This window comes from Acinetobacter radioresistens DSM 6976 = NBRC 102413 = CIP 103788, assembly GCF_006757745.1.
In the GTDB taxonomy this organism is placed as follows: Bacteria; Pseudomonadota; Gammaproteobacteria; order Pseudomonadales; family Moraxellaceae; genus Acinetobacter; species Acinetobacter radioresistens.
The window spans coordinates 126,700-139,427 of sequence record NZ_AP019741.1 but is presented as its reverse complement, the minus strand read 5'-3'; the positions used below and the strand labels follow the sequence as shown (position 1 = coordinate 139,427).

Below are 12,728 nucleotides of genomic sequence, written 5' to 3'. Positions count from 1 at the left end.
AGCAAAATTGGCCCGTAATGATTCTTTAACATATACACTTTTGTCTACATTGATTTATGATGTTGTTTTCTTTCTTACAGAACAATTTAAGTCATGAGCAAGCAATACACTCAGGTCAATTTTAGAATGCCAGTCAGTCTTAAAAAGAAGATCGAGAACGTTATTGCTGAAAAAAATGAAGGCTCCATTACAGAGGAAATCGTTAACCGTCTGGAACTGACCTTCGATCTTACTCACGCCGAGGGATATAATTATGGCTACCGTGATGCCATAGCTCACATGACTTTTGCTATGACCGCAGCTTTACAAAAACAGAATATTCCCATGGATCAGATACAGTCCATCATCAATGAAACCATGCAAAATTTTGATAAAAATGGTTAAGCCTATTTTTGACTATGTTTTTGTCATTGGCCGGATCAGTGTTCAGCTTCCATCGAAGGCTCTATTTGTAGAGCCTTTTGCTTGTCTACAGATCAGAAATGATTATGTTTGCTGATACAGGCCAGAACCACAAAAAGACTATCTATCAGATGGCAGTATTTCTAAAAGCTTCATTACTTTCTAATAAGGTTTACTACTATGCTTAAACTTGAAAACTCAACCGATCTCGAAACCCGTCTAAAGCTTTCCAGTACTCCCGAAATTTTGGGTTACGCTCTCTGGTACGAGAAATGCGATAAAGTAGGATTCATCAATAAGTTCAAGTTCAAGTTCGATAGCGTCAACGGCGATCGCAACAGCTTCGGTTTTAGCGTGCTTAAGGCTCCAACCAACAAAACCCCTGCTGATGGTTATATCTATGATCTGGACACAGCCATCATGGTTCAAAGCGTGTTTAAGTGGTTTACCGAGGTCACACCTCAACTGCATTACGTCTATATCAACCAGATAAATGGCAAAACAATCCTGTCTACAGCTTTGGTTCATAAAATCCTGTCTTAGACCTTTTTTGCGGGTGTAACATTTTGCCACCCCTAGAATTAGGTTAAGTTATTGTTATTAAAATATAAAGGTTCATATTTAACGATATGGGCCTTTTATATTTCCCCGAGGGCCAGTGTCATATAATGCCAATCCACGGCGTTTCTGATTGATTATTAAGGAACGAATCCAGACAATATATATTTTTAATTCCTTTTATTTACAATTATATACATATTTTTATATATTAAATATGCGGTATATGCTTTAACTGGTGTATAATGTATCTATCAACTTAGGAGATACACCATGTTAAAAGACGCATTGAAAGCAAGCTTCCTTAAAGACTTAGAGTTCAGTGGTTGGACTGATTCAGTTAACCTAGCCACCTTCCGTCAACCCAAAAACGGCTACACTAAAATTGTAGGCGAAATCAAAGATTCGGCCGCAGCCAAGAAAATTCAGGTGATTGTTTCAAACGGCGTGAATATCCGATTCCTAGAAGGCAATAAAATTATCCGTAAAATCTATTGGTCCAAAGCGATTGAAGATTCCAATTTTGAAAGTACTGTCACTGACTTTCTAGGTCTACCTTTCGCCCAAGGCCGTGAAGTATTCCGCTCTCTCATGGTCGTGATGGCTAAACAGTTTTAATCCGATGGCTACAGGTGAATAGATCGCCTGTAGCACTTCCCCCTATATAGATTGGAGATCAACAGCATGTTCATGCTTAAGGTGCTTGTTAAAAGTAAGACTGGTGGTTTTCTGGCTTATTTTTTCTTATCTGTCGTGATGGCTTTCATCGGTGACAAGTATTTGCCTTCTGGTGCTTTGACCAACCATGTACCGCCGTTTAGTTGGTTACTGTTTCTCTTTACTGGTCTGGTCTACGCTGCCTTGATTTTTGCAGTCTACTTCGCTATCAGACATGCCATTCAATTTGCCTATGACGATTTGACCAGTACGGCCAAGAAGCTACGCAACCAAGAAAAATAATGTATGTGGCCCGTATCTCCACTTTTTAAAGTCTTAAGTTGATCGTATTATCTAAATCGCCTAACTCCAATCCTGCCAAGTGCAGGATTTTTTTATGTAACATTTCTCCAATCCACTTCCTTTTTTTCAAACACCCCACGCTTACGCTTTATGCGCCGTATTGCTAACGCATTCGGCTCTTAGCCTTCAATAAAGGCATTGCGCGGATTTTGGAATTATCCTTACCCGACTGAATCATCTTTTTTTTGATTCTTAATTCTTAAAAGCAGAATTATTAAAAATATACTGATATTGGTATTCTATATTTGCGGTATATGCTCAAGTAGGGTATAATATAACTATCAACTTTGGAGAATCACCATGAAATTTCAGTCTATTGAAAGCATTGCTTCACAAATCAAGCACCCAAAATTTTCAGCAGAAATTTTCTTCAATAAAATGTCTGATAAAGACTATTTGATCCAAGATCAGGTATCTAATAAATTTCATGAAGAAGCCTTTCACGGTACTGTGAAAAGTTTCACAACCACTTTGGCTGATGTGGTTCCAGATTCTCCAATCGATCTTAAAGTGGGTGACTTGGTAACGTATACCAATGAAGCCGGCCTATCATGGGTAAATCATAAAATTTTGGGCTTTGATACCACCCCAAGCTATAAGCGTGTTGTTTACTTGGATTTTAGCTCGTACTGGTTCGCCGTAGAAATCGAATCATTAACCCTGCAAGAAGGCTATGTCGGCCTGAATGCTGATGATATGGCATTGATCGAAGAAAAATATCAAAACAGCTTTGTGCCTTTTGATGTACAGATGATTCGTAATAAGAAGGACGCTGCTTAAGCAGCTCCGGACGGCGCGACCGATCCTAAACTTAACTCATACACATACTGAGAAAATCCTAATGAATACCGTTGCAAACAACAGAAAAAACTTATTTACCTTTATTGGCCTTAGCCTTGCTCTACTATTGGCCTTCGGATCAGTTGCCTTAAGTATTCATGCTCAAAATAAAGCAGACAAACAGGCGCGAGATGCTGAACTTGAGCAAATTGCAATGTTCTATGCCCACAAACAGGATTTAGAAACCTGTAGCAACCAGACCCCAGACAAGGCAATCCGGATAGAGAGTTTTAATCTGCTTTTACAGCACACTATTAGCCAAGATGTGCCAGTCAGCACCATGGTTAACATGATCAATAAATGCAAAGCCACTTTAGGACTTTAATTAGTCCGTCTGCCCCACGCTTACGCTATGAAGCCATCTGCTTTCGCATCTGTCTGTAAGCCTTCAAAAAGGCATGTGCGCGGATTTTTGAATCATCCCTGACCCGACTGAATCACTCTTTTCATTTCACAATATTTAAAAGCAAAAATAATAAAATAATACGGCGTATGAGTATTTTATATTTGCGGTATATGCTCATTTAAGATATAATGCTAGGTATCAACTTTGGAGCTATTCCCATGAGTCACTATAAGACCACCCTACAAATTCATTCAGACAATGCAAATACAGTTCTTAATGCGCTTGCCTCTCAAGATTCTTTTGTGGACTTTGCGAATATCGTAGCCCTTCCAGAAGGTCACGAGCTGATTAGCGACATGCAGACCAACGAAGCAGTTTATTACTTCCTAACAAAGCGTTTAACACGCCCTCTAGCAGCATTTGAGTACAACATGTACTTTGTACTGTGCAATATTCCAGAGCTGCATACCCCATCGCTTAATAACATCATTTCTTTTACGGTAAATTACCTGTCTAAATTTAAAGAAGATGGCACGTTTGATACCGTTAAACATGCCGGCTACTATCCTTTCCCTCATAAAAACCTTGATCAACTGTATGAAAGCGGCAAAAAGACCGTTGCCATGATCGACAAGTACAACATCAATAATCTGTCGTACTGGAAATATAAAAATTGGGGTAGTTATACCAATGCTTTAGCTTCTGAGCGTATCAATGAAAACACAGTTTCTTTTAAAACTATGAGTAAAGATGCCCTACAGGTAATGAAGAAGCTGATCAAGGATCAAAAACTGACTTGCAGCCTGAAAATGACGTATTGGATTGATCAATCCACTGTAGCCGATCTCGAATTTGTAGACGGCGTACTTCAATTATCGAAAGCAGCTTGAGGATCAGGACATGACGACAGATAGAGCAGATGTATATATTGCGGTTAAAACTACGGATGCAGTTAAAGTCACTGAACTATTCCAGAAGAACCATTTTTATTTTGATGTGGATGAAAATGTCACAGGGCCATTCGGTAGTGACGAAAGCCTAACCGTGTTTTTCTTCTCAGAAGTGAAACACGCCAACATGGAGCGGGAAACCGCCCTATTGATGGAGCATTCAATCCCTTTTTCTCTTTTTCATGAAGAAGGGAGCGATTTTTATTATGGTTGGTCCCATGGTCGATTAACCCCAGAAGGCACGATGACGTATACTCAATATTTCGGTGACGGCGAAAACGTGAGTATTTCAGAAGTACAAATGCTTCTGGATCAGTCCGAATCTCTGGATCAGGCACGAACCGCGATTCGTGATTTATGTCAAAAGCAACGTTACCCCGATTGGTAATTGCTTGTTTTTCAGAATTACAGATAAAAATTTAAGGAAACGTATGGACACCCAACACTCAATCATCGATAAGCTTCTGGCCGAGAATAATATTTCGGCTTTAACGCAGAATTCAGGCGATGAAGATCAACGTTTTTTCGTTATATCTGACACTCAGGCGCAACCGTTTGTTGCTGCCTCATTTATTGATCCGTCTAATGCGAATTATGACGAAGCTGTTTTAAATATCTTCCTGCAAGGTATTGCTACAGAACTTCCTAAAGACTCAGTAGTTCAGATTTCTTTAGTTCATGAAGGGTATGAAGATTACAAGAAGTTAGCTGTACAGAAAAATGAAGATTTTAATGAAATCGAAAAGGCTGAATTACTGGATACCATTCATCAATGCTGTAATTCGGTTTATGAGCAAGAATCAAAGCCTCTACTGGTCAGCATAAAAATCCCAACCCATGCCGATCTCAAACCAGAGGAATCTAAAAAATTCGTTCAGGTTGTATATGACAAGCTGAAAAACTTCCTGATGGCTGAAATCCGACATCTTAACCGTGATGAATATGTGGTCCATCATCTGATCTATTAGGTCCTAGATCACTCACCCTTAGACTAGACTCTCCATTTATCCTCTGGTGAAAATGGAGAGTCTAGTTATTCAAGCTCAGTCAGATATTTTTTCAATTTTAAAGCACATATCCTATAGCCAATAGCACACTGAAATTGCTAATATTTTATTGCAAAATAATGTTATTAATTTCTAGTAAGATATGGTTTATCTGCGGTATATTCTATATAATATATTATTATTTTCAAATTATACGATCTTGGGGATTCAACCATGCCACTTGGCCCAATTAAACGTTTATCTCTGAGCCTTGCCACTATAAATTTTGCTCGAATTCTCAAGAAAACTCAGGCTGAAAAAATTGTCTGGGAAAATGGCGACAATATTCTTTGTGAATCGGCAATTAACCTAAAATGCCTCAATACAATCTGTGATCCGAATAGCGCAGAAAGACAGAATATTCACAACATGGACCAGACCGACTTCGATAGCCTGAAAGCGGCTGTTTCTAAACTGGTGGATCAGAAAATTATTCATACCACAGTCGATATTCAGGAAATCACCGGATTAGCTGCCAGTGGTTCAGATATTGCAAAACGGCGCACCATGGAGGAATTCTTGCAAAAAGACTGTGCAGGATTCTATGAGCCGACTGAACATAATTTTCAGGCCAATTATGAACACAAGCAGATCAGGGCCATTCACGAGCCGAATAGTGAAAATCTAATGATGTTTGGTTGGAATACAAAGCTCTATCTGGCTAATGCCGGAGGATCGCACCATTTCGCTTGTTTAAGACATATTGCATCAGAGCTTGATAGAAGTGTGCCAATTACTTCCAACATGCTCCTACAAGCCTTAAATCGTGATGCTGTGAGTGCGTTTAATCAGGATTATTCGTTCTATCTGTTCAATTCAAGTATTCACTATTCTCTTATTAGTGAATTTATCGAAAGTCAAAATCTACCTTCTTACACATGCTGTATTAATATTCCTTCTAGTCAGATTGGATTACTTTTTTTGCAAAAAGATCACTGGCAGCTAAGCCAATCCTCAGATAGTGCTATAAAAGATGTACTGACTGATTTCGGATCAGAGCTGACCAAGTTAGTTTCCATTCAAGAGAATAATCAACAGTTTCAAACGTACTGGTCACGCTAAAGATAGCGCGGCCTTAATCTATAAAATAACGATATGGAATATTCAGTTATGAATAACCCAATACAACAAGAAATCTTGCAGCTCGAAGCATCTTTTTCCGCAAGTTCTGCGTGTCCGGCGGTTCCAGTCCTGAAATCAATCAATCATAAAGGGATTACATGGGGAATCACCTTAGCCAATGACCAAGCCTGTCAGATGCACAGCACCTTTAATGACATTGATCATGAAATTTACGTGGTACATGTTGATGCTCAAAAATTCTATTATCACTGGCTTAAATCATCTCAATTTCTAAATCAACCGACTCGCCGCGAAGTGAACTGCTTGCTGATTAAAGATATGCTAAATGATCATAAATTCCATCGAGCAGCAGCCGGCTTTGCCAATTCACACTTCAATCCGGTTCCACTGGCATTTATCTCCCCGTCTGTCCAACAGGGCCATGACTGCATCGCATTTAACAACGGCGTAACACGTACTATATGGCTTTTAGCGAATGGCGCTAAATCATTTCCAATTGAAGTCCACAAACAGCATATGGCGCGGCATCTCTTTGGTCTGGCCGGCATTGGTGAGCCTCCATTGTCTAATCAGGACTATAAAGATCGTCATAGTGTCCAAAAGCCTTATTACCTTACTCAAGCGTATTTCGACACATTCAAGGATGATTGGTTAGAAAGCCCAGAGTTAAATGAGAGAAAATAGGATTTAATTAAATATATTCTCCAAGCTGTATATTATATTTGCGGTATATGTTGGTTATGCTGTATAATGTATTTCATCAACTTGGAGAATTATCATGAGTGCAAAAAAGAAAGCCGCACCGCTAAAAGAGAAACACATTCTTTATGTGTCTACTGGTGCAAAAGAACATTTCTACACCCTGCGGAAAATGGTCATCGATCGCGCCGGTAATTCCCGTGATGATTACATTTGCAATCTATCTAAAGACAAAGTTGAAGCTATTGCCAAAGCCAAAGAGTACTTTGAACAGATTCAAGCGCGTAACAGTGCCGCTCAGGTAGAGTTAACCCTTTCAAGTGAACCAGAGTTCAACACGACTCAGTACTTTAAATCCCGTAAAGCCCTGTCAGATGATCGCTTAAAAGACATCGAAAATGGCATTACACCGATTGGACGTTACAACGGATTCAAAGTTACCGAGCTACCTGAAACCTATATTCTCTGGTTAGCCGACAAGTTCACTGGTGAAGTGGTCACAGACAATGATCGGGTATTTCAGGCCCTATGCTCAGCAGCTCTAGGTCTGGCCCTAGAACGCAAGCTTTTTGACAAGCGGATTGAAGAAAACAGCCAGATCGGACATTTTGGTGAAGTAGGTCAACGGGTATCATTCAGAGGTGAAATCACCAAGTACGAAGTTAATCTGTCTTTTTATGGAAATATGCTAGATTACACGCTCAAGGTGGACGGAAAAACGGTTAAATACCGTGGGTCTAAGTTCATCGGGGCAGTTGGTGACATTGTTCAAATCAAGGCCACTATCAATGAACATCTAACCCTTGAAAATGGCTTTAAAATGACTTTTGTTAAACGCCCAACTCTTGAGAAATAAGGTCCAGAAAAATTGAATATTCTGAAAACTTTTAAAAAGAACAACGCGCCTCAAAACCTGTTCTTAATCTGTATGATTCTGGCCGGCATCGGGTCACTTATTCAACTTAACTGGCAAGCTTTCATTGCATGGGGCTGTTGCTTTGTCCTTTTTGTAATGTTCTGCTTTCAACGTGATCACAGCAATTATCTTATGGATCAGCTTAGAGAGCTACGCCGTGAACGTCTGGGCTTTGATAAAGAGGATTTAGAATGAATATTACTGGATGGGGCAAGCTCTATGCACGTACTCCCCTTTTTAAAGGCTGTGAAGTATTTGTCTGTATGGATCATGGCGGCATTATCGTATCTAAAGATACCCTTCACACTCACCCATACTTTGAAAAACTGAAATCGGTTGATCTTAGTAAATTTCAAATGGAAAACGGCGATTACGCTTTTGAGCAGGATTGCAACGCCAGTATTATTCTGGCCTTGGTCCCACGAGAAGTATTGAAGGTGTATTACAGCTATTGCAAAAGTGAGGAAACCTACACCGGATTCTATGAGCATTGTCTTATCATGCTTGAGCAATTTAATCCTGATGTCCTAGAGGTCATCACAGGCAATCAAACTCACCAGAACGGCCCTAGAATTGTTTAAATTCTGGGGTTCACTGTGGTCCCCGCGCTATCGCTTGTGCGCCGTATGCTGACGCTATCCGGCTGAGCCTTCAAAAAAGGCATTCGCCTTAATTTAAAAGCATTAACCATGGTAAAAATTCCAATTCCATCATCGGAAAACGTATAGCATTATCCAAAATGCTGAATCATCTAATTTAAAGGGAATATTTAATGAAAAATGCGGTACTGATCGTGGATATACTGCTTACAGTTTGCGCCGTAGCTGTCCTGATACTTCAACCTTTTGAAAGTTTTTCGATCAATATTTATGCCATGGTCACACTGTTGTTTATTTCATCTGGATTATTGGTCGTGTATTTCTTTTTGAGCCGTAATGAAGCCCGAAACAGACAGATTTAAGCGTTTTAATTCATATTTGAGTATTTTTATTCATTTCTAAGCCGTTTTTATGCAATAAAAGCGGTTTTTATTCATTTTTAAATGATGATTAAACCAGTCATTCGATCTCACTCCCCCAATATTTAACCATCCCTTACCCGACTGAAATAGCTTGTCTGTACTCAAAATTATTTAAACTAAATGATAAAATAATTTAGAAAAGTATCTCCTTTTTGCGGTATATGCTGTATAATGTATATATCAACTTTGGAGAGCTAACATGCTACAAAATTCAGTTTCAAAAATAATTCTGCACAATGCGTCACCAACTAACGTGATTGATGATTTCAAAGGTGAATTTAGCTTTAGTGGGATTCTACCAATGCCTTTTGAAGTACAAATGCTTAGAGATTACGAATTTAATTTACATGATCCTCTAAGAGCTAATCATGCCGAATATGTAAAAATCCTTTCAATTGTTCAAGATAAATTGCAAGTTTCATCAGCGCGTGAATGGTGTGAAAAATTCTGGCATTGTCGTTTTGACTGCTTTAATTCCTTTATTGCAGATAACAAAATCCAATTTAAAACCTCTGGATCAATTCCAATGGGTTTAATTGAGCCGTGGATCGCATCAAATAAAATTTCTTGTGATATTGCAAACCTCCAAGATGATTTTGAGTATTGGAGCTTTGCAACCTACAAGGACGGTGTACTGGTCAAGTTTGAAGATACCCTTGATGATATTTTATTAAAGGTACTTATGATGATTGATGAAGAAAAACCGAATGCTGAAACCTTTAAGCGTATATATAAGGAGTGCAATGACAGGAGTATCCCTAAATCGCTCTTAAAGACCTATATGAGTGGTGAAGCCTACATGCACACCTTCTAAACGAAACGAGCTGATAAAGGCACTAGAGATGCGAACTCTAGTGCCTTTTTTTATATTTTCTCGCCTCCCAAATGCAAAACGAAATCCCGTAGGGTTTTTTAGAAAAAATATTAAATTTCCCTTGGAGTTATGGCATATCAGATTTAACAAGATTAATTTAAAAATAAATATAAATAATACCCTAACAGGTATAGCATAATTGCGGTATATGCTATATAATGTTAGACATAATCAACTAAGGGGAAAAATACATGATTAACAACGAACTACAACAACAATTACGTGATGCGACTTCAAGCGATCAGTTCACTCAAATTGCTCAAGCGAACGGCTTGAAAGTATTTGGTGGTAATGGTGTCGGTTTTACCGCATTGGCTTGGGAAGAAGGCGATTACGACAATCGCATTTGCTCAAAACGCTTCTGCCCTGCTTGTGGTACGGCTGATCTGCCACGATCTACCCTGCAATGCAAAACCGAATACTGTACGCCGTGTGGCATCAAGTTCGGTGAGGTCGATCCCGAAGAAGTTGAAGAAAGTTCAACTTCGATCTTCAACGATCCATTTCTCAACAGTAACCAAGATGTTCCGCATCGTGTTACTCAAGGTGAAATGCACGATGATCGTATGGCGATATTCAATAAAGAATACTAAGAGTCGCCATATTTTAGTTTAAAACTTGGTATCGGTGGCATTCCCTCTGCCACCTACTTGCCCTGCAAGTTTCTTCTTAAATTTGTTCCCTACAAATTTGAAAATTCTTCTTCAAAGAAAACAGATATTTTCTTTGTGAATTCGATTTTCATTACCACGGCGCTCACGCGCCTAAGTTCTCCCGCAAATAACCTAAAAATGTTTTCCCCTCACCAGTATTTCCCATTGGCTTACAGCTACGCTCGTTTAAATATGTTGCTTCATAAGTTATATAAAATTTAATTAAATCTCTGTTAAATAATAATATATTACATTTTTTTGCATAAATATATTTCTTAAAAGCGGTATATTTTTGTATAATTGCAGGGTGGGTCATCATTGGTTTGTAGTGTTTAAACAACACAATGATAAAAGACAGTTGTTATGTTATTCTGATACCGTGTTTAATAGGCATATTGTTTTATTACTATCCAGTAAATAATCTTTATTGGAATTTAAGCAAAACAATCATATATTGATTATATAGAACGAAGTATTCGTGCAAGAATCATCGCTCTATCTATCAAACCTGATCACGGAGAGGTTTAAGATATGTCAACTCAAGCCCGAATCATCGAAAATGAAAAAGACATTGCTACTGCGGCGGGTACTGTTCTTAGTCAAAGATTTAGAGCAGTTCTTGAAAACCATACAGTGATGTATGTGGTAAATGATACAGTCGTGAGTAAATCACCAAATGGCAAACCTGTAGTGGTTAAACATTTGACTGGACGCAACCCAACTTTGGCAAGCAAATTTAATCGCCGTGGCACTTTCAAACTTAAAAAACGTACATTAGAAACAACAGAGTAATTTATGACAGTAAAAACACCACGAGTCAGAATGTTCGCAGGTCCTAATGGATCAGGAAAAAGTACAATGATTGGTGGTCTGGATAGTCGTTTATCCAAACTGTTTTTAAATGCTGATAATCTTGAGCGTGATCTTAAAGAAAACCCCATTCTTGATCTTACGCAATTTGATACAAATATTGATCCACATGCCATTATAGGTTCACTCAAAGAAGCCACCATTCCCCAACAGAATGATGATGGCACTAAAACCAAAGTTCCTTTTTTAGTCACTGAGCCTGTTATTGATGGAACAACTATCAATTTTAGTGGCAATCCTATTAATTCGTATTTAGCCTCTTTAATCATAGAGGCTGTACGTTTTGAACTTGTACGACTTAAAGTTAGCTTTACGTTTGAAACGGTCATGTCGCATGAATCCAAAATCGATTTTTTGCGTTTTGCAAAAGATAATGGATACAGAACCTATCTGTATTTTGTGACGACTGAGGACCCTGTAGTAAATGTAAACCGTGTACGAATTAGAGTAAGCGAGGGTGGGCATCCTGTAGACGAGATTAAGATCAGACAGCGATATTCCCGAACTATGAATTTGCTCCTTGATGCAATCGAAGTATCTGATAGAGCGTTCCTATTCGACAACTCAACAGAAACCTCCGATCACAATATAACTTATATTTGCGAAGTTACTGATGGGGCAGACCTGACTTTCAACCCTGAATTTGATGGTGATCTTCCTATTTGGTTTGAAACTCATGTCCTAGTTCATCTGGATAATGAAGCAGAATAAATAATCTAGTTTTTCAAATAATATGCTTCCCTTTCTTGACCCGCAGGAAACCTCAAGGGAGGCATATTTATGTCATATTGTCTTAAATATTTTTATCGACTATCTCTATTAAATCAGCACTTTAAACATTAATTAAGCTAATATTTTATATATCATATTTGCGGTATATGCTATAATGAAAGCCATAAATATATGTGTCTGGGTGATTTATGAAAAAGTCTAATTTTGATACGAAATACGACAATGATAATGTCCGTACTTACCGCAATGTCACGATCTATAGAAATCCTAAAATCAAAGTCGGTGATCTGGGCTGTTATTACGTGAAAGACAGTAAGCGCACTTCTATTGAAGATGCCAAAGAGTACATTGATAGTATGTTAGACGCTTGCGGTATTGAGTTCTTTAATACTCGTAGCAATCCCCTGATTGATCCAGAATTCAGTTAAGTCCCCTTATCCCATAAAACCTCTCTCTAATGCCAATTTAAGGAGAGGTTTACTTTTTTCACCACGGCGTTGCACCTTCGCTTGCGCTCATAGGATGTATGCTGACGCATCCATACCTGTGAGCCTTCAAAGAAGGCATATTCACGGATTTTTGAATCATCCCCGACCCGACTGAATCATCTTTTTAGAATGTCTTATTTAAAAGCATAAATATAAATTAATAATAGATAAAAAGTATTATATATTTGCGGTATATGCTCAATTGCGGTATAATGTCAGGTATCAACTTT

The 12,728-nt window shown here is 38.5% G+C and carries 20 protein-coding genes; all 20 read left to right on the top strand.

Annotation, left to right across the window (positions count from 1 at the left end; translation table 11 throughout):
* Window positions 1-93: 93 nt before the first annotated feature.
* The 20 genes from ACRAD_RS15160 (at window position 94) to ACRAD_RS15065 (ending at window position 12,438) form a co-directional block, all read left to right on the top strand.
* Window positions 94-384, top strand: a complete 291-nt coding sequence (locus tag ACRAD_RS15160) for a hypothetical protein (protein WP_142093834.1) — start codon at window positions 94-96, stop codon at window positions 382-384.
* Window positions 385-582: 198 nt separating this feature from the next.
* Window positions 583-945 carry a hypothetical protein gene (locus ACRAD_RS15155; protein WP_010699938.1) on the top strand — a complete coding sequence of 121 codons (363 nt, stop codon included), beginning with the start codon at window positions 583-585 and terminating at the stop codon, window positions 943-945.
* 288 nt (window positions 946-1,233) lie between these two features.
* A complete protein-coding gene (locus ACRAD_RS15150; protein ID WP_010699937.1) occupies window positions 1,234-1,578 on the top strand; it encodes a hypothetical protein in 345 nt (114 codons plus the stop codon).
* Window positions 1,579-1,644: 66 nt separating this feature from the next.
* Window positions 1,645-1,920 (top strand): hypothetical protein, encoded by a 276-nt coding sequence (locus tag ACRAD_RS15145; RefSeq protein ID WP_010699936.1) that lies wholly within the window; start codon window positions 1,645-1,647, stop codon window positions 1,918-1,920.
* 360 nt (window positions 1,921-2,280) lie between these two features.
* Window positions 2,281-2,760, top strand: a complete 480-nt coding sequence (locus tag ACRAD_RS15140; RefSeq protein WP_010699935.1) for a hypothetical protein — start codon at window positions 2,281-2,283, stop codon at window positions 2,758-2,760.
* Window positions 2,761-2,821: 61 nt separating this feature from the next.
* Window positions 2,822-3,145 (top strand): hypothetical protein, encoded by a 324-nt coding sequence (locus ACRAD_RS15135; protein ID WP_010699934.1) that lies wholly within the window; start codon window positions 2,822-2,824, stop codon window positions 3,143-3,145.
* 239 nt (window positions 3,146-3,384) lie between these two features.
* Window positions 3,385-4,056, top strand: coding sequence for a hypothetical protein (locus ACRAD_RS15130; RefSeq protein ID WP_010699933.1), 672 nt, complete (start codon window positions 3,385-3,387; stop codon window positions 4,054-4,056).
* 10 nt (window positions 4,057-4,066) lie between these two features.
* Window positions 4,067-4,504 carry a hypothetical protein gene (locus ACRAD_RS15125; RefSeq protein WP_010699932.1) on the top strand — a complete coding sequence of 146 codons (438 nt, stop codon included), beginning with the start codon at window positions 4,067-4,069 and terminating at the stop codon, window positions 4,502-4,504.
* 43 nt (window positions 4,505-4,547) lie between these two features.
* The gene (locus ACRAD_RS15120; protein ID WP_010699931.1) at window positions 4,548-5,084 is read left to right on the top strand and encodes a hypothetical protein; all 537 of its coding nucleotides are present in this window, start codon (window positions 4,548-4,550) and stop codon (window positions 5,082-5,084) included.
* Window positions 5,085-5,336: 252 nt separating this feature from the next.
* Window positions 5,337-6,224 (top strand): DUF6685 family protein, encoded by an 888-nt coding sequence (locus tag ACRAD_RS15115; RefSeq protein ID WP_010699930.1) that lies wholly within the window; start codon window positions 5,337-5,339, stop codon window positions 6,222-6,224.
* Between the two features lie 48 nt (window positions 6,225-6,272).
* Window positions 6,273-6,929, top strand: coding sequence for a plasmid fertility inhibition factor family protein (locus ACRAD_RS15110; protein WP_016801620.1), 657 nt, complete (start codon window positions 6,273-6,275; stop codon window positions 6,927-6,929).
* Between the two features lie 94 nt (window positions 6,930-7,023).
* Window positions 7,024-7,800: a putative quorum-sensing-regulated virulence factor gene (locus ACRAD_RS15105; protein ID WP_010699928.1), complete on the top strand. Its 777-nt coding sequence runs from the start codon at window positions 7,024-7,026 to the stop codon at window positions 7,798-7,800.
* Window positions 7,801-7,812: 12 nt separating this feature from the next.
* Window positions 7,813-8,055: a hypothetical protein gene (locus ACRAD_RS15100; protein ID WP_010699927.1), complete on the top strand. Its 243-nt coding sequence runs from the start codon at window positions 7,813-7,815 to the stop codon at window positions 8,053-8,055.
* Window positions 8,052-8,441, top strand: coding sequence for a hypothetical protein (locus tag ACRAD_RS15095; protein ID WP_010699926.1), 390 nt, complete (start codon window positions 8,052-8,054; stop codon window positions 8,439-8,441). Before ACRAD_RS15100 ends, ACRAD_RS15095 begins: the two co-directional genes overlap by 4 nt.
* Window positions 8,442-8,632: 191 nt before the next feature.
* Entirely contained in the window at window positions 8,633-8,821 is a 189-nt protein-coding gene (locus ACRAD_RS15090) for a hypothetical protein (RefSeq protein WP_010699925.1), read from the top strand.
* Between the two features lie 259 nt (window positions 8,822-9,080).
* Window positions 9,081-9,695 (top strand): hypothetical protein, encoded by a 615-nt coding sequence (locus ACRAD_RS15085; protein WP_010699924.1) that lies wholly within the window; start codon window positions 9,081-9,083, stop codon window positions 9,693-9,695.
* A gap of 251 nt (window positions 9,696-9,946) precedes the next feature.
* Window positions 9,947-10,348 (top strand): hypothetical protein, encoded by a 402-nt coding sequence (locus tag ACRAD_RS15080; protein ID WP_010699923.1) that lies wholly within the window; start codon window positions 9,947-9,949, stop codon window positions 10,346-10,348.
* A 591-nt stretch (window positions 10,349-10,939) separates the two neighbouring features.
* Window positions 10,940-11,200, top strand: a complete 261-nt coding sequence (locus ACRAD_RS15075; RefSeq protein ID WP_010699921.1) for a hypothetical protein — start codon at window positions 10,940-10,942, stop codon at window positions 11,198-11,200.
* A 3-nt stretch (window positions 11,201-11,203) separates the two neighbouring features.
* Window positions 11,204-11,989: a hypothetical protein gene (locus tag ACRAD_RS15070; protein WP_010699920.1), complete on the top strand. Its 786-nt coding sequence runs from the start codon at window positions 11,204-11,206 to the stop codon at window positions 11,987-11,989.
* A 209-nt stretch (window positions 11,990-12,198) separates the two neighbouring features.
* A complete protein-coding gene (locus tag ACRAD_RS15065; protein ID WP_010699919.1) occupies window positions 12,199-12,438 on the top strand; it encodes a hypothetical protein in 240 nt (79 codons plus the stop codon).
* The last annotated feature ends 290 nt before the right edge of the window (window positions 12,439-12,728 follow it).